Genomic DNA, 17,058 nt, shown 5'->3' with positions numbered 1-17,058 from the left:
CATGCGCAATTCAAACGAGGTCCTGCTAAACGTTGATGAAATAAGCCAGCAGCCACATTTAGTCAGCGAAAAATTGAATCTCTCAGGCATGCGGTGTGCTGCTTGTGTGCAATTAATCGAATTCCGCATCAGACAATTGCCAGGTGTCACTTCCTTCAAGATCACTCCTGCAAGTCATCGCGCCGATATTTCCTGGAATGCCGAATTGCTGACGCTTAAGCGTATCCTGACTGCTGTCACCGATCTTGGTTATGGTGCCTTGCCGGCCAGTCAATCGCCAGATGAGCAAGAGCAAAAAGAGAACAAGAGTGCCCTGTGGCGTCTTTTCGTCGCTGGTTTCGCCATGATGCAGGTGATGATGTATGCCTTTCCTGCCTACCTTGTTCCTGTGCCGCAAATTGATGGCGATTTGACGCCAGATGTCGATAAGCTGCTGAAGCTGGCTAGCATGATTATCACGGTTCCCGTCATCCTTTTCTCTGCATCCCCCTTCTTTTCTTCTGCATGGCGTGATTTGAAAAATCGCCACATAGGCATGGATGTGCCAGTTTCTCTTGGCATATTGCTGACCTTCTTTGCCAGCGTCTGGGCGACTTTTCATGGTGGTGCCGTATATTTTGATTCGGCCATCATGTTTGTTTTTCTCTTGCTGGGTGCACGTTTGATTGAATCCAAAGTGCAAAAGCGCACGACCGCAGCATTGAGAGTATTGACGCAATTGTCGCCAGCAATGGCGCAACGCTATATCAATTATCCGCAACTCTTACTTGAGACTGTTGACGTCGCTGTCTTGCGAACAGGTGATTATCTGATGGTTGCTGCCGGTGAGCATATTCCTGCCGATGGTGTGGTTATCGCCGGCGATAGCAGTTGTGATGAGGCCTTGATGACGGGGGAGTCTTTGCCAGTCAGCAAAACAGCAGGCAGCAATGTTCTGGCCGGATCGGTGAATATTCAAGGTGCATTGGTGATGCAGGCAAAGCTGGTAGGTGGTGCCACCCAATTGTCAGCCTTGATCGGCATGATGGAATCAGCTTCGTTGGAAAAGCCACCGCTGGTCTTGCTGGCAGATAAACATGCCAGCCGTTTTTTGATCGTCATACTTTTTCTGGCGTTTTTTAGCGGCATAGTCTGGTGGCAAATAGATACTGACCGCGCCTTGTGGATCGCCATCAGCATCATCGTGGTGACTTGTCCATGTGCTTTGTCTCTGGCAACGCCTGGCGTCATGTCGGCGGCCACTGGTATCCTGGCTAAAAATGGCGTGTTGCTGGCAAAATCAAAAGCCATACAAGCTATGGCATCGGCCACGCATATTGTCTTTGATAAAACCGGCACGCTGACCATGGGGAAATTGCAGGTCAGGGAAATGCTGTCGACTGATGACGTGTGCGTCACTGCAGCAATTGCCATGGCGCTGGCCTGTCAATCTACGCACCCGGTATCCAAAGCAATTGGCGATTATCTGGCGCAAAAAAAATTGAATCAAGGTATGCCGGGTTTTCATAAAGTAAGAGAGGTGCTGGGAGGTGGCATCGAAGCTGAATTTGAAGGGCAAATTTATCGCCTGGGTAGTGTGGGATTTGCCCGTGAATTGCATGCTCAGGAAATATCTATCCCCGTTGGTTTTGCAGGACAAACATTGACTGTGCTGGCGAATGAATATGGCAATCTCTTATGGTTCGCACTCGATGACATACTGCGTGACGATGCAATTGAAGCGATCAGGAATTTAAAAGGCAAGGGCAAGAAAATCTTGCTTTTATCTGGTGACCGCTTAGACGTGGTCAATAAAATTGCTGCGCAATGCGATATTCGGGAGGTCTATTCTGGACTGAGCCCGGCAGGTAAATATCAGATAGTGCAAAAACTGCAGACCAATGGTGCCGTAGTAGTCATGGTTGGTGATGGCATGAATGATGGGCCTGTGCTGGCACTGGCAGACGTATCAGTAGCGATGGGGCAAGGGGCACCAATTTCACAATCCCGTAGTGACATATTATTGATGTCGAATCGCTTGCTGGATCTAAGCTTTGGCATGAAAGTAGCCAATACGGCCTATACGCTGATACGCGAAAATCTCGCCTGGGCTGTACTTTATAATGTAGTGGCGATACCCGCTGCCATGTGTGGCTGGCTTGAGCCCTGGCATGCAGCATTGGGTATGTCGCTGAGCTCGCTGATTGTTGTAATGAATGCGTTGCGCCTGTATTTGTTGCCCAACCCAATTTACATGACGCAAGATTGATATAAAGATCGGCGTAAAAATTTATGGATATACTTTATTTGCTGATACCGCTGAGCCTGGTGCTTGTGTTTGCCATTGGTGCGGTATTCTGGTGGGCAGTCAATCATAAACAGTTTGATAGCCTGGAAGACCAGGGGCAAAGAATTGTCGACGATGTGGATGGCTGAGTTTTTAAAATGTGTTCAAGCGTCAATGGGATTTTGAATTGCAAAACGCAAGATTTGACGCGCAGAATGATAGAAATCCGATTCGCCAATATCATTTTGTTCAATTTGTCTGGCTTTGGCGTATTCCACAAAATTCCTCGCAATTGATTTCCCATAGGCTGGGTCATAATGCTGTTCTAGCAGTTCTTTGACTAACTGTGTGAGTTCACCAGCTTGCGCCATTTGCTTCCAGCCAGAAATTTTCTCTTTGCCGTGTAGTGCGGTCAGAAAATGCAATTGTTTATTCAGGCTTTCTGTATCGTGCATGAAGTGAGCATATTCTTCCACCAAGAGCTCCACTCTTTTTTCTAAGGGTAAGTGAACTTGAATACAGCCTGAGGCGCGCATGGCTTGCATCAGATTTTCTGGTACCCGGAGATTGCCAATTTTTTTACTTTCTGCTTCTACGTAAATCAATTTCTGTTCATCAAATAGCTGCAGCTGTTCAAAAATACGGCTCTCGAATTTTTTTTGCGAGGGTTGCGCATGCTCGGGAATATCACCTAACACTGAGCCACGATGGGCGGCTATTTGTTCCAGGTCCAGCACTTGTGCACCGAGACCTGCCAATGTTTGCAAACACCGGCTCTTGCCACTGCCCGTGGGGCCGCATAAGACCCGCCACTGGAGTTGTTGCAATCCGTCACTCAGGTTCTGATTGACAAATTGCCTGTATGCCTTGTAGCCACCATTCAATTGCGCGACTGGCCATCCTATCCTGGCAAGGATATGGGCCATGGCGCCACTGCGGTTGCCGCCGCGCCAGCAATAAATCAAAGGCTTCCAGTCACGGGGTTTATCCTGAAAGAAGTTCTCTATATGTCGTCCTATATTCTTTGCAACCAATGCTGCACCCAGACGTTTGGCTTCAAATGAACCTACTTGCTTGTACATGGTGCCAACGATAATACGTTCTTCGTTGTCCAGCACTGGGCAATTGATGGCGCTGGTAATGTGGTCTTCGGCAAATTCGGCAGGGCTGCGCACATCAATGATGGTGTCAAATTCTGCACGCCGCTTGAATACTTCTGGAAAATCCAGCAGTTCAGGGTATTTCATCATCTTATTTACTCAGCAAAGGCTGCAAGTGTGGCCAGACATTATTGAGTATGTTTGGGTGCGCTTCTGCGATCGGATGAATGCGGTCTACCTGAAACAGGTTTTCTTTTTCGGCTATCCCTTCCAGCAGAAAGGGGACCAATGCAATCTTGTTAGCCTTGGCCAGTTTTTCGTAGAGCGAAAAGAAACGTTCAGAATAATCGGGCCCGTAATTGGGTGGAATTCTCATGCCGACTAATAAGACTTTGCTGTGCTGTGCCTTGACCATGTCTATCATTGCCTTGAAATTATCTTCTGAGGCTTTAAGTGATAAACCTCGCAAAGCGTCATTGCCACCTAACTCTATGATGACTACCTCAGGATGATGCCTTTCCAGCAGGCTGGTTAATCGGGCTTTGCCACCACTGGTGGTGTCGCCACTGATGCTCGCATTGATCACAGTTGCAGGTATATTTTTTTGCTGCAAGCGCTGCTCCAGCAAAGCTACCCAGCCTTTACCGCGCATCAGGCCATATTCGGCTGATAAACTATCGCCGAGCACAAGGATGGTTTTTGATGCAGAATGAGCAGGTAAAGTAGTGAAAGTGAATATAGAAAACATCACAAACATCAGGGCTTGTTTTGACAACCTGCTGACGTGACCTGACAATTGAGTAAAAAGCATACGCAAAGACCTTATGGAATCAAACAAAGCAGCAATAGAAGTAAAGCACCTGAGCAAGCGCGTAGCGGATGCCACGGGCGAGCTCAGTATCCTGAATGGCATAGATTTTACCGCGCAAGCCGGGCAGACGCTTGCAATTGTTGGTGCCTCTGGTTCAGGCAAGTCAACTTTGCTGGGCATACTTGCTGGTCTGGATACCCCAACGGAAGGCAAGGTCTTGCTTGATGGGGTGGATATTTTTGATTTGACAGAGGATGGAAGGGCACAATTCCGCAAGGAAAATCTGGGTTTTGTATTCCAGTCCTTTCAATTATTGATGCATCTGAATGCCCTGGAAAATGTCATGCTGCCATTGGAATTGCGCGGTGACAAGCAGGCGCGCGCCAAGGCAGAAAAAATGCTGGAGCATGTCGGGCTGGGTTCCAGACTCAGGCATTACCCCAAGTTTTTATCAGGTGGCGAACAGCAAAGGGTAGCACTGGCGCGCGCTTTTGTGACCGAGCCACCTTTGCTGTTTGCTGATGAACCCACTGGCAGCCTGGACGCTGCCACAGGTGAAGCGATTATCAACCTGATGTTTACTTTGAACCGTGAACGCGGCTCTACCCTGGTGCTGGTCACCCATGATTTGTCGATTGCAGCGAGATGCGGCAGGGTGCTGACTATCAGTGCTGGTCATTTGCGCTCGGACACTTTAAATGCCTGATGGCGTAAGGAATTACTTCAGGTTTCCGTCCCAGTCGTAAGTCTTGATACTGCCATTGCTATAAGCCGCCAGCCAGCCTCCCCGCTTATCCTGGTCTTCGCAATCCCAGTCCGGCAATACATATCTGGTTTTTTCACCGCTCATATGTACGGCTGGTCTGTGGGTGTGGCCATGTATCATGGTGCTGGCACTCGTTTGCAGGAACAGTGCAGCGATGGCATCTGCATTGACATCCATGATGGCGACAGATTTCTGTTTTTGTTCCATCTTGCTTTCGGTGCGCAAGCCTTCAATGATTTTTTTGCGCTGATCAAGCGGCATGGCCAGAAAAGTCTTTTGCCATTCCATTTGCCTGACTTGCGTACGGAATTTCATGTAAGCGTGATCATCTGTACACTGTGCATCGCCATGAGCAATCACTATTTTTTTTCCAGCCAAATCAATTACTGTGGGGTCTTCCAATAATACTGCGCCAGTCGCTGTAGAAAAATCGCGACCTATCAAAAAGTCACGGTTACCTGCTATCCAGTACAGTTGTACCCCCTCATCATGGACTTTGCGCAGGGCATGGACTATGGATGAATTGTAGGTATCTTCGATATTGTCGTCGCCTACCCAGTATTCAAACAAGTCGCCGAGCAAATACAGGGCCTTGGCCTGCATAGCCTGTTTTTCAAGAAATGTCAGGAATGCCACTGTGGTATGGGGCAGGGCAGGATTTAAGTGTGTGTCAGAAACAAAAAGCGCAACCAGTTCAGGTTGCGCTTTTGTCTGATTCGCGTTGTGGTCTGCGATCATGAAGTAGGGTATTGAGAGCGTGTGCGATTAAACGATTTGCGTTTTTTCGATCAGGACGTTTTCTACCGGTACGTCCTGGAACATGCCAGTACGGGTAGTTTTCACGCCTTTGATTTTATCGACGATGTCCATGCCTTCTACGACTTTGCCAAATACGCAGTAACCCCAGCCGTCCTGGCCTGGGTAGTCCAGAAAACTATTGCTTGCTGTATTGATGAAGAACTGGGCTGAGGCAGAATGCGGGTCACCAGTACGGGCCATGGCCAAAGCATAACGCTCGTTTTTCAAGCCATTCTTGGCTTCATTTTCGATAGGTGCATTGGTGGATTTCTGGTTCATGCCCGGCTCAAAACCGCCGCCTTGTATCATGAAGCCATCAATCACACGATGGAAAATCGTGCCGTTGTAGTGGCCAGATTCAACATAGGCCAGGAAATTGGCAACAGTTTTTGGAGCTTTTTCTTCGTTCAGTTCAATCTTGATGTCACCGAAGTTGGTGGTCAGAATAACGGCCATGATAGTCCTTCATTTTAAAAAGTTTAATGATTTGTTTATTTTAACAAGGTAGCGGATTGGATGATAACTGGTTTGTTTGGTACATTTTGCATCATTTTAGCTTCACCAGTTTCTACCACTTTAATTTTTTCTACGACTTCCATGCCCTTGATGACTTTACCAAAGGGGGTATAGCCAGCAGTCATCGCCAGTGCGCGGGCGCGCCTTTCCGTGACGGTATTGCCACGGTACTGGAACTCGACCGGATCACCTTCAGGCAAGACTTGGTGATTCAGGAAGTCATTATCTTTGACATTGATGAAAAACTGCGCGCTGGCAGAGTTAGGGTCTTGCGTACGGGCCATGGCAACTACACCCAGATCATTTTTCAAACCATGTTCCAGCGCTTCGCGTGCTTCCAGCGGTACAGGTTTATTCGTCGGTTTTTCTTTCATGTCCTTGTCGAAGCCGCCACCCTGTATCATGAAATTATCAATGACACGATGAAAAATCGTTCCTTTGTAATGTCCACTTTTGACATACTTGAGGAAATTATCCACAGTTTTTGGGGCTGCTTCCGGGTAGAGCTCAATGACGATTTCACCCATATTGGTCTTGAGGGAAACTTTAGGTTGCCCCTCGGCAAAACTGAAAGCGCTTGCCATCATCAGGCAGGTGCCCAGCAATACGCTGTGTAGTCCGGATTTTGAAATTTTCATATTCAGCATACGTTATTGGTTGATGAATTAAGGGTAAACAAAGGTTCAGACGGTGGTTTCGTAAATTATGCGCCATCTGGCGGCTTCTTTCAGCCAGTATTGGCGCTTACGAATCGCCGTTTTGTTTTTCCCATTGCTGGTTTCCTGGGTAAAGGTGCTGACTATCAGCTCGTCTTTGCCGGGGTAGCGGAAATGGGTCACATCTTTTAATTTAATAGCAGGATTATGCCAGTTATCCCAGCTTTGCTGCTGTTTGGGGAACCAGGTATTCAGATTGTCGCCCTGGGTGGTTTTAAAGTTGCGTGAATAATTTGTCAGAATGCGGTTGGCATTCTGACTTTGCATGTCCAGGCGCCAGTCATCCAGCAGTTTTTCGGCAAAGTTTCTGTCCAGTATCCATTTATTGCGGCTGACAAATTCCACTTGCTCGCTGATGATGACTGGCGTTTTACCAATATCGATCATGGACGATATTTTTAAAAAATCCGGGTTCGTCAATACCACGCAGCCATCTGATGCCAGAGGAGGACGGCTGAAACTCTCTGGCGGCATGCCATGCAACCAGATGCCTGAACCATTACGTCCATTGAATTTATCCCATTCATTTGGATAATTCAAAGGCAGGGCTCCGGGACCATAAAAACTTGGCAGTTTGGTGCCAGCCAGGCGGCTGGTGATGTAATACACGCCTATAGGCGTTTTTTGATCACCTTCCTTGAGTTTGTTGATGCCAAACTTGCCCTGGCTGATGTAGAAATCATTGATCAGGTGTGGCTGCCCTGCCGCATTTTCATACACATACAAACGTGACTTTTTTGCATCAACGACAATAGCCTGTTTCTGGTCATCCCGCAGTTGCAGAATGGCCTTGGGGATCAGATCAGGGGCGGGACGTTCGCGGTAAGAGCGTAAGCGCGCTGCTGCCTCATCCCTCAGGTCTTTCAGTTTATCTGGCTGGGTCAGGGCGCCGACACCAAAACTGCGTACCGGGCGGGTGTGCATCAGCAGCAGGTCGCCTTGTATCAGATGCGCCAACTGGAAGTGCGGGTAGGCTTCTACCAGTGCATCAATCTTGGTTTGCGCTTGTTGCAAATTATTTGCCGCCAGGTTTTTGTAAACCTCGATTAACAGGGCATCCGGATCAGGGGCATTTGGATTGATCTCAGTCGGAGCAACTTTATTGGGGCGTGACTTGGCCATGACTTGCAACGGCGCAACCATGTACGCCAGGCATGTCAGTGCAAGAACAGCAAAAATGCGTGATTTTCCGGTTTTGTATGTGACCGGAGCATCAGAATTGACAGCGAAAAACATTAGCTACCCGCACGCTCCTGTTTGATCTGCCATTTGCCATCTTGCTTTACCATGTGCAAGGTTTTGCGGCTATTGGCAGTCAACTGGTCAGATGTATATATCTGGCGGAATTTGACTGTGGCAGTATTGCCATCGACATCAATTTTGGCAGATTCAATTTTGACATTGATGCGGCCTTTGCCTTCTATCCTGTTGCGGCGTTCGTCAGCCCAGGCTTTGTAGGACTCGCCTTTAGGTGTCTGAAAGTCTTTTGCGTAATGCCCCAGATAAGCGCTGGTGTCTTTGCTGCTCCAGGCCTTGGCCCAGTTCTCTACCGCTCTAAGCACATCATCTTCTGACTTGTCGCCAGAAGCAGTGGCTGCAGGTGCCGGTTTGGATTTCGGTTCGGGTTTAGCTGTTTCTGCCTCAGGCTTGGCTGTGACTGTGGCAGTACTGGCCTTGGCCGGTGCGGGTGTGCTGGAGGCAGCTTGGGATGTCATGGCAGTTTTAGGATTAGTGCCGCCGGTAGTATTGCCCACCAGATTTTTGACCAGGGTCAGCTTTAGCTTGGCAGTATTATTGCTGGAATCAAGTTGCAAGGCCTTGTCATAGGCCTGACTCGCCAGTTTTGCATACACATCACCGAGGTTTTCGTGGGCAGTGCCATAAGTCGGATTGGTCCTTATAGCCATTTCCAGGGCCGCACGAGCCTTGTCATATTGGCCAGACGAGGCATACAGGACGGCTAGATTGTTGTAAGGCTCGGGCAATTCCGGGTAATCGTCAGTCAGCTTCGAAAAAACGGTGATGGCTTCAGCGGATTTGTTCTGTTCTGTCAGTATCAATCCCTTCAGAAAACGCATCTGCGCGTCCTTGGGGCGTTGCGCCAGGGCAGCCTCGACTTTTTGCAAGGCTTCGCTTACCTGACCAGATCTGAGCAATTTGCCAACGTCGGCAGCATCATCTGCCCTGACGTGAGTGGACATCAACAGCAATGACAGGCTGGATAAAGTAAGAACATTCTTTAAAATGTGGCGCATGGTGTTCGGTCTTGGATTTATAGGAGTTTGGCAGAACATGTAAGCTGCAATGGTATACTGACTATTAAGCAAAGCGCCATCTTATCAAATAAGTTGCTGACTATGGGTGTTTGACAATTACTTTGACAAGTAAGCTGCACTTTGACACCCTTTATTTTCCAGTTGCAACAAATTCTATGGTGTTCTGCTACAGGGTGGGCAAATATTGCCTGTGGATTTGGTTGTGATCGCAGATTCTTGAGGGAGATGTTGGCAGCCTTGACCCGGACAAAAAGTGCTGAACACTGGACAGCGAGACCAGTTTTGATATCTAATCTGCTCCGTCAGGACAATATGTCCAATATGCAGCTTATGAATTTTACAAAAATCATCTAAATGATTCTTTTGTACGCTTGGCAAAGCGACACTTTATTCAATTAAACATTGCGCCCGCGCCAGAATGAAATTGGATTTTTTTATCAACTCGTGTGATGTTAAGGAGGCACGATGACTAAAACGACATTTTTAAATTTTGAACAATCAATTGCGGAGCTGGAAACAAAAATAGAAGAACTGCGTTTTGTTCAGGATGATTCCGCAGTCGATATCTCTGAAGAAATAGATAGGCTGTCGAAGAAAAGCCAGATGTTGACGAAGGATATTTACGCCAAGTTGACTCCATGGCAGGTGTCGCAGATTTCCCGCCATCCCCAGCGTCCATACACCATGGACTACGTCAACCAGATGTTTACTGACTTCCATGAGCTGCATGGCGACCGTAGCTTCTCTGACGATCAATCCATCGTAGGCGGTCTGGCACGATTCAATGGTCAGGCCTGCATGGTCATTGGCCATCAAAAAGGCCGCGATACCAAAGAACGTGCCATGCGTAATTTTGGTATGCCTAAGCCAGAGGGGTATCGCAAGGCCATGCGCCTGATGAAGCTGGCTGAAAAATTTGATATTCCAGTATTCACCTTTGTGGATACTACTGGTGCCTGGCCTGGTATAGATGCTGAAGAGCGCGGCCAGTCAGAAGCCATTGGCCATAATCTCTATGTCATGGCTGAACTCAAAGTGCCACTGATCACCACTATTATTGGTGAGGGTGGTTCTGGTGGTGCGTTGGCGCTGGCGGTTGGCGATGCCGTATTGATGTTGCAATATGCGACTTATTCCGTCATTTCCCCCGAAGGTTGCGCTTCCATCCTGTGGAAAACATCTGACCGTGCCTCCGATGCAGCTGAAGCGCTTGGTTTGACAGCCCACAGGCTCAAAGCCATGGGTCTGATCGACAAGATCATCAATGAACCTCTGGGCGGTGCCCACAGAGACCCGAAACAGATGTGCGCTCTGGTAAAACGTGCTTTGGCAGATACCCTGCGTCAATTCCAGGGCGTCAAAACCAAGGATTTGCTGGCTGCGCGCCACGAAAAATTAATGAGCTACGGCAAATTTAAGGAAACGAAACTTGCTGAATGAGGCCAGATCAACATTGCTCCAGTCTTGAGCAAACATTCTCAAAAAAACTCGATGCCATTATTGCAAAATCCTTTCCAGGACAATTGCAAAATGGCCTCGCAGTAGGCTATAGCGGCGGTCTGGATTCAACCGTCTTGCTTGACCTGGCAACCAATTATTGCCGCCGCTCCCAAATCTCACTGCATGCATTTCACGTACATCACGGTTTGAGTCCTAATGCGGATGCCTGGCTTGATCATTGCCAGGCCGTGTGTGTTTCAGGCGAAGTCAGTTTTCATGCAGAACGTATCCAGGTGTCCCGTGACAGCGGTGATGGTGTCGAGGCGTCTGCCCGTAAGGGGCGCTATGAAGCTTTGGGGCGAATGGCGAAACTTACTGGCATTCCCTTGATCCTGGCAGCCCATCATCAGGATGACCAGGCAGAAACCCTGTTATTGCAATTGCTGCGTGGTAGTGGAGTGGCCGGTATGTCAGGCATGGATGTTTGTCATCGTGCACCTAATCTGTTTGGCCATGACCAGATCATGCTGGGGCGGCCATTGTTGTCTGAAAAGCGGGCAACGCTGGAAGCCTATGCAAGTCAGCGAGGCCTGAGTTATATTGAAGATGAGTCAAATACTGATCAGCGCTATCTGCGCAATGCCATACGTCATAGTGTAATGCCGATACTTGACACCCTGTCACCGGGTTACCCGGAACGTATAGCCCGTTCGGCTACGCATTTCCAGGCCGCACAAGATTTGATGCTGGAAGTCGCCCAGCAGGATTTTGCCAGTTGCTCAATTGATACAGGGCTGGGTATTGCCGCCATGCGTGAATTAAGTCCTGCCCGCAGGGATAATTTGTTTCGTCACTGGTTTTCAAGGGCGGGCGTACGCATGCCTACGACTTCGCGCCTGAAGGAAATGCAAAGCCAGCTATTTGAGGGGCGGGAAGATGCACGTATTACGGTGCACCACGATACTGTCGCCATACATCGCTATAAAAACATCGTCTATTTGTCTGCGCAAAATGCCGCAATGGCAGAACAAGACCAGTTGCGGGAGTTTGTTTGGAAAGGGCAGGATCATATTCATTTTCCAGAGTTTGCTGGCCGTCTGTATTTTGATCCGGCTGAGCATGGGTTGAATGCTTCCTGGTTAAGGCTGCAGGTGCTGACCATGCATTTGCGCAGGGGAGGGGAACGCCTCAAGCTAGCAGAAAACCGGCCTACCCGTGACATGAAGAGCCATTACCAGTCCTTGCAGATACCTTTCTGGCAAAGAGAGCGCCTGCCCTATATCTCTGTTGGCCGGGATTTATTATTTGCCGCCGGAGTCGGTATGCAGAGCCGGTTTTGCCACAGTGAGCCGGCTGCCGGCATCTCCCTCCGCTGGGTTTTTGATTAAATTAAGTGTTGTTGCTTTATAGGAATAGTGAACATGCGTAGGCAATTGGTCCTTGATACCGAAACCACGGGTTTGAATGCGCGCAATGGCGACCGCATTATCGAAATTGGTTGCGTAGAATTAATTAACCGCAAGCTGACTGGTAATAATTTTCATCGTTATATCAATCCAGAGCGTGACTCTGAAGAGGGTGCGTTGGCAGTCCACGGACTGACTACCGAGTTTTTAAGTGACAAGCCCAAGTTTGCCCAGGTAGCGGAAGAGTTTTGCGAATATATCAAAGATGCAGAAATCATTATTCATAACGCACCTTTTGACGTGGGCTTTTTGAATGCTGAACTCGCACGTCTGAACTTGCCGGTATTGACCGAATATTGCCCAAATGTCATTGATACCCTGGTGCAGGCAAAAGAATTGCATCCAGGGAAGCGTAATTCGCTGGATGCCCTTTGTACCCGTTATGAAATTTCCAACTCCCACCGCAAATTGCATGGCGCTTTGCTGGATGCTGAATTGCTGGCAGATGTTTTCCTGGCAATGTCACGCGGACAGAACAGCTTTGAAATTGATATCGAAGAAGATGACACCCCAAAAGTGCAAGAAGTCGTGGCCTTTGATGCGCCCGTTGGAGAGATCGCGGTCCTAATGGCGACGGAAGAGGAAATGGGTGAGCATGAGACATTACTGACGGGTTTGGATAAGCAAATCAAAGATAAGTGCATCTGGCATACGACTGCGTAGGAAAGATACCGAGGCAGTTTTGTTTTGTGTTGATTTAAATGTAATAAATGTGAAAAGTAGTAGCTTAAAAAGCCACATAAAAGCATCGAAAAGGATCACCTGTTGCAAACAGGTGATTTTTTTTTGATTTTTTTTGAGCCCAACCCTAAAGATTTCACAATTTGTTGCCGTTAGATGGGTATGAAAATAATTCGAAAATATTTTTAAATATTCTCTAAAGTTTTCTAAAGTGCTGCCGTTAATAGATATAAGACGATTTGGAAAAAGATAAAATTTTACGCAAGTCTCTGTTTTCATTGATGTTTTTTGAATTGGCTTATTTTGCTGGTCCGAAAAAATAAAAATCTGTTTTCTACGAAATTTCATTTTGTAGATGTCTAAATGTGCCTGTAGGATATTTTCCTACGGCATGCCTTCGTTTTATTCTTGGTTTAAATACGGAATCGTGCTTATACAGCCGCTTTTGACCAGCCTGCACAATGTATCTCACTGGCAACGCAAACATGCCGCTGATAACAAAACTGGAGGGTGGGAAAATGACGCAGAACGATATGATGGCCGAGATTCGGGATGCCAATTTGAGTTATTTGATGTTGGCACAACAAATGATTCGCGCTGATAAAGCGACCGCTATTTTCCGTTTGGGTATAGGCAAAGAAATTGCGGACCTGATAGAGGGGTTAAATAATGCCCAGATCTTGAAGCTGGCTGGCTCCAATATGATGTTGGCGCGCTTCCGTTTCGAGGATAGCTCGATTTTGTGTATGTTGACAAATTACAACAAGGAGCGTGCGCTTGCGCATTCCCATGCTGCGATTTTGATGGCCGGTCAGCCGGTTGAAGAAATCCATTAATTTGTCGGGCATTGAATCAAAGCGGACGGAGAAATATCATGGCAAGCAAAAGCGTAGTAAACGAGGCTCACGAAATTCAACTGGCAATTGAATTGGTCAATCTGGGTGCCAGATTGCAATTGCTGGAATCCGAGACTTCCTTGTCGCGTGAGCGTCTGCTGAAGATATACAAGGAGTTGAAGGGTGTATCTCCTCCAAAAGGCATGCTGCCTTTTTCTGCCGACTGGTTTATCACATGGCAGCCAAATATACATTCTTCCCTATTCATGAATATCCATAAATATTTGCGTGAGCATGCTGGTGTGGATGGCATTGATGCAGTCATCAAGGCGTATCGCCTGTATCTGGAGCAAGTGCCTGTTCCTGCAGGTGAGGAACCTGTTCTGTCTCTGACGCGCGCCTGGACGTTGGTGCGCTTCTTTGAAGGCAAAATGCTCAGTTTTGCAAAATGTTGCAAATGCAGTGGGCATTTTGTTGCGCATAGCCTGGATTTGCATGATGATTATGCTTGTGGTTTATGCCACGTCCCGTCACGGGCAGGTAAAACAAAAAAAGCAAAAGATGCGGAGGCCGCGCTGGAAATGGTGGCATAAGGTGGCATAAAATTCAGGAGGAGCCTTGGAGGTAGTATCATCAAAAACCTGTAAAGGCAAACTCCTACCGGATGACGGAGTGTTTTCTTCGCCTGTCGTCCTTGCAGTGCTCATCCAGTTATTTGCTCTGCTCCTGTCTTATCTGCTATATGTCACCGACCGGTGGCAATTCGGTAGCAAACTTTCTCCCTTCTTACTGCTTTTCATTCACGCCAGCCTTGCTTCTGCGTGCAGTTACTTGCTGCGCATGAACTGGTGGTGGTGGTTGATACAATTTATCTTTCCCTTTGCGGTTGTCGCTTCGCTGGTCTTTCAGCTGCACCCGGGTGTCAGTCTGGGTATTTTTGTGTTGATGGTATTGTTGTTTTGGTCAACTTACCGCACCCAAGTTCCATATTTTCCTTCCAAATCCAGTTTGTTGCCGTGTATTCTTGAGCAACTACCTGTGCATGATGATTTGTCTTTTATTGATATTGGCAGCGGTTTTGGTGGCGTCTCCGTCAGTCTTGCCAGATGGCGGCCCCAGCAGTCGTTTTTTGGGGTAGAGGTCGCACCTTTCCCCTGGCTGGTCAGCTGGTTGAGGGCTAAATGGGCGGGCCCGAGAGTTTGTTTTTATTTAAAAGATTATTTGCAACTGAATTTTGCTGAATTTGATGTGGTCTTTGCTTACCTGTCTCCTGCGGCCATGCCAGGCTTGTGGGAAAAGGTCAGTGCTGAGATGCGGCCAGGTACGCAATTCATGAGTTATGAATTCAAGGTGCCAGGTGTCGAGGCGGATTTAACTATAAAAAGCAATGCGAATGACCCCGTTCTGTATGTCTGGCGCATATAATGCATATAGTGAAATGTATTCCTGAAGCAATATTTAACCTTCCATTTCTGGTGAATGCTTCCGGACTGAGGTAGTGTAGTCGATATTATAAAAAATTCCCTCTAAGGAGTAAAAGCTCGTGTTAGTTATCGTCGGCTATCTCGTCGTGTTGGGTTCAGTGTTTGGTGGCTTTGTCATGTCGGGCGGACATTTGGCCGTGTTGTTCCAGCCGCTGGAGTTATTGATGATAGGTGGCGCCGCGCTTGGCGCTTCACTAGTTGGTAATAATGCGAAAACCCTAAAGGCCACCGTCAAAGCCTTGCCCGGTGTGTTGAAAGGGTCCAAATATACAAAAGCCTTGTATATGGAATTGATGACCATGCTGTTTGACGTCCTGACCAAGGTGCGCAAAGAGGGCCTGATGTCTATCGAGGGTGATATTGAGAAGCCTGAAGACAGTCCGTTGTTCAGCAAATATCCTTCCATTGTTCATGACCATCATATGATGGAGTTCATAGGGGATTATTTGCGCCTGATGGTTTCGGGGAATATGGACGCCTTCCAGATTGAAAATCTCATGGACAATGAATTGGAAACACATCATCACGAAGGTGCAGTTCCTGCCCATTTCATTGCTAAGCTGGGTGATGGCTTGCCAGCGTTCGGTATCGTGGCTGCCGTGATGGGTGTGGTGCATACAATGGAGTCTGTTGGCATCCCTCCATCAGAACTTGGTATCCTCATTGCGCACGCCCTGGTGGGTACTTTCCTGGGTATCTTGCTGGCTTATGGCTTTGTAGGCCCGCTGGCTGGTTTAATGGAACAGCAACTTGATGAGTCGTCCAAGACCTTCCAGTGCATCAAGGTAACTTTGTTGGCCAGCCTGAATGGTTATGCGCCGGCATTGGCTGTAGAGTTTGGCCGCAAGGTATTGTATTCCACTGAAAGACCGACGTTCAGCGAGTTGGAAGAACACATTAAGCAATCGAAATCTAAATAATAAAAACTGGATTGATGATGGCAAGCGAAGAACTACGACCAATTATTGTAAAGCGCATCAAGAAGGTGGCCGGCGGCCACCATGGTGGCGCCTGGAAAATTGCCTATGCTGACTTTGTGACGGCGATGATGGCGTTTTTCCTGTTGATGTGGTTGTTAGGCTCCACTGCCAAAGGTAATTTGAATGGTATCGCTGAGTATTTTCAAACTCCTTTAAAAGTGGCGATGGCGGGTGGCGATGGTAGTGGTGACAGTTCCAGTGTGATCAAGGGTGGTGGCAAGGATCTGAGTGCGCGTGAAGGGCAAAGCCGCAAGGGTGAGATTGACACGCAAAAGAAAACTTATAACCTGCAGGCTGCAGAGGCTGCTCTGGCAAAGGTTGAGGCAGAGCGCTTAAAGGGCCTGAAGTCCAAAATTGAAGCGGCCATAGAGTCCAACCCTACACTGAAACAATACAAGAAGCAGCTTTTACTTGATATCACCACAGACGGTTTGCGCATACAGATGGTCGATGAGCAAAATCGCCCCATGTTTGCCTCAGCCAAGGCGGATCTGCAACCCTACACGAGGGAAATCCTGCATGAAATAGGCAAGGCACTCAATGATGTACCTAATCGTATCAGTCTGTCTGGACATACTGATTCAGCGCCTTACGGTAGTGGCGAGCGCGGTTATAGCAATTGGGAATTGTCTGCCGACCGCGCCAACGCCTCCAGGCGAGAGTTGATTTATGGCGGCATGGACGAGACCAAGGTGTTGAGAGTCGTCGGATTGTCGTCTTCTGTTTTGTTTGACAAGGCAGACCCCCTGAATCCGATTAACCGCAGGATCAGCATCATCGTCATGAATAAAAAGGCAGAAGAGTCTGCTTCACAGGACGGCGGTTCTATCGAGGTGGCGAATCAGTCTGACGCAAGTGCTGAAATTTCAGTTAAACCTTGATATGAACAAGCTAGAAGTAAGACAGCAGCATCATTAAGTCA

At 47.9% G+C, this 17,058-nt stretch carries 18 protein-coding genes; 11 read left to right on the top strand and 7 right to left on the bottom strand.

Features of this window, described 5'->3' with window-relative positions:
* Nucleotide 1: 1 nt before the first annotated feature.
* Complete coding sequence (locus ACO0LG_RS00770; RefSeq protein ID WP_423022376.1) at nucleotides 2-2,248, top strand: heavy metal translocating P-type ATPase; 2,247 nt, start codon at nucleotides 2-4, stop codon at nucleotides 2,246-2,248.
* Nucleotides 2,249-2,271: 23 nt separating this feature from the next.
* Entirely contained in the window at nucleotides 2,272-2,415 is a 144-nt protein-coding gene (gene ccoS / locus ACO0LG_RS00765; protein ID WP_423022374.1) for a cbb3-type cytochrome oxidase assembly protein CcoS, read from the top strand.
* A gap of 15 nt (nucleotides 2,416-2,430) precedes the next feature.
* On the opposite strand, the gene mnmH is transcribed toward ccoS, so the two are convergent.
* Both mnmH and ACO0LG_RS00755 read right to left on the bottom strand, forming a co-directional pair.
* The gene (gene mnmH / locus ACO0LG_RS00760; RefSeq protein ID WP_423022372.1) at nucleotides 2,431-3,516 is read right to left on the bottom strand and encodes a tRNA 2-selenouridine(34) synthase MnmH; all 1,086 of its coding nucleotides are present in this window, start codon (nucleotides 3,514-3,516) and stop codon (nucleotides 2,431-2,433) included.
* A 1-nt stretch (nucleotide 3,517) separates the two neighbouring features.
* Nucleotides 3,518-4,123: an arylesterase gene (locus tag ACO0LG_RS00755; protein ID WP_423023258.1), complete on the bottom strand. Its 606-nt coding sequence runs from the start codon at nucleotides 4,121-4,123 to the stop codon at nucleotides 3,518-3,520.
* Between the two features lie 67 nt (nucleotides 4,124-4,190).
* Between ACO0LG_RS00755 and ACO0LG_RS00750 the strand changes: the two genes are divergently transcribed.
* A complete protein-coding gene (locus ACO0LG_RS00750; protein ID WP_162041622.1) occupies nucleotides 4,191-4,883 on the top strand; it encodes an ABC transporter ATP-binding protein in 693 nt (230 codons plus the stop codon).
* A 12-nt stretch (nucleotides 4,884-4,895) separates the two neighbouring features.
* Here ACO0LG_RS00750 and ACO0LG_RS00745 read toward each other — a convergent pair whose 3' ends face one another.
* From ACO0LG_RS00745 to ACO0LG_RS00725, 5 genes are read right to left on the bottom strand one after another with little or no spacing between them, the layout of a single operon-like run.
* Nucleotides 4,896-5,681 (bottom strand): UDP-2,3-diacylglucosamine diphosphatase, encoded by a 786-nt coding sequence (locus tag ACO0LG_RS00745; RefSeq protein WP_423022370.1) that lies wholly within the window; start codon nucleotides 5,679-5,681, stop codon nucleotides 4,896-4,898.
* Between the two features lie 27 nt (nucleotides 5,682-5,708).
* Nucleotides 5,709-6,197 carry a peptidylprolyl isomerase gene (locus ACO0LG_RS00740; RefSeq protein ID WP_423022368.1) on the bottom strand — a complete coding sequence of 163 codons (489 nt, stop codon included), beginning with the start codon at nucleotides 6,195-6,197 and terminating at the stop codon, nucleotides 5,709-5,711.
* Nucleotides 6,198-6,232: 35 nt separating this feature from the next.
* A complete protein-coding gene (locus ACO0LG_RS00735) occupies nucleotides 6,233-6,895 on the bottom strand; it encodes a peptidylprolyl isomerase (RefSeq protein ID WP_423022366.1) in 663 nt (220 codons plus the stop codon).
* Between the two features lie 45 nt (nucleotides 6,896-6,940).
* Nucleotides 6,941-8,209: a L,D-transpeptidase family protein gene (locus ACO0LG_RS00730; RefSeq protein ID WP_423022364.1), complete on the bottom strand. Its 1,269-nt coding sequence runs from the start codon at nucleotides 8,207-8,209 to the stop codon at nucleotides 6,941-6,943.
* Entirely contained in the window at nucleotides 8,209-9,228 is a 1,020-nt protein-coding gene (locus ACO0LG_RS00725; protein ID WP_423022362.1) for a L,D-transpeptidase Cds6 family protein, read from the bottom strand. Before ACO0LG_RS00725 ends, ACO0LG_RS00730 begins: the two co-directional genes overlap by 1 nt.
* 486 nt (nucleotides 9,229-9,714) lie before the next feature.
* On the opposite strand from ACO0LG_RS00725, the gene ACO0LG_RS00720 reads away from it, so the two are divergent.
* From ACO0LG_RS00720 to motB, 8 genes are all read left to right on the top strand, one after another.
* Complete coding sequence (locus ACO0LG_RS00720; protein WP_423022360.1) at nucleotides 9,715-10,689, top strand: acetyl-CoA carboxylase carboxyltransferase subunit alpha; 975 nt, start codon at nucleotides 9,715-9,717, stop codon at nucleotides 10,687-10,689.
* A complete protein-coding gene (gene tilS / locus ACO0LG_RS00715; protein ID WP_423022358.1) occupies nucleotides 10,686-12,077 on the top strand; it encodes a tRNA lysidine(34) synthetase TilS in 1,392 nt (463 codons plus the stop codon). Before ACO0LG_RS00720 ends, tilS begins: the two co-directional genes overlap by 4 nt.
* Nucleotides 12,078-12,110: 33 nt before the next feature.
* Nucleotides 12,111-12,818 (top strand): DNA polymerase III subunit epsilon, encoded by a 708-nt coding sequence (gene dnaQ, locus ACO0LG_RS00710; protein WP_423022356.1) that lies wholly within the window; start codon nucleotides 12,111-12,113, stop codon nucleotides 12,816-12,818.
* Between the two features lie 536 nt (nucleotides 12,819-13,354).
* Nucleotides 13,355-13,672 carry a flagellar transcriptional regulator FlhD gene (flhD, locus tag ACO0LG_RS00705; RefSeq protein WP_110254236.1) on the top strand — a complete coding sequence of 106 codons (318 nt, stop codon included), beginning with the start codon at nucleotides 13,355-13,357 and terminating at the stop codon, nucleotides 13,670-13,672.
* A gap of 38 nt (nucleotides 13,673-13,710) precedes the next feature.
* Nucleotides 13,711-14,265: a flagellar transcriptional regulator FlhC gene (gene flhC, locus ACO0LG_RS00700; protein WP_422951070.1), complete on the top strand. Its 555-nt coding sequence runs from the start codon at nucleotides 13,711-13,713 to the stop codon at nucleotides 14,263-14,265.
* 79 nt (nucleotides 14,266-14,344) lie between these two features.
* Nucleotides 14,345-15,097 carry a class I SAM-dependent methyltransferase gene (locus ACO0LG_RS00695; RefSeq protein WP_423022354.1) on the top strand — a complete coding sequence of 251 codons (753 nt, stop codon included), beginning with the start codon at nucleotides 14,345-14,347 and terminating at the stop codon, nucleotides 15,095-15,097.
* A gap of 118 nt (nucleotides 15,098-15,215) precedes the next feature.
* Entirely contained in the window at nucleotides 15,216-16,076 is an 861-nt protein-coding gene (motA, locus tag ACO0LG_RS00690) for a flagellar motor stator protein MotA (RefSeq protein WP_423022352.1), read from the top strand.
* Between the two features lie 17 nt (nucleotides 16,077-16,093).
* Complete coding sequence (gene motB, locus ACO0LG_RS00685; protein ID WP_423022350.1) at nucleotides 16,094-17,017, top strand: flagellar motor protein MotB; 924 nt, start codon at nucleotides 16,094-16,096, stop codon at nucleotides 17,015-17,017.
* Nucleotides 17,018-17,058 lie beyond the last annotated feature (41 nt).

Source organism: Undibacterium sp. Ji42W (genome assembly GCF_049340405.1).
In the GTDB taxonomy this organism is placed as follows: Bacteria; Pseudomonadota; Gammaproteobacteria; order Burkholderiales; family Burkholderiaceae_D; genus Undibacterium.
Note: the sequence above shows the minus strand (reverse complement) of the source record. Positions and strands in the feature narration are given on the sequence as shown.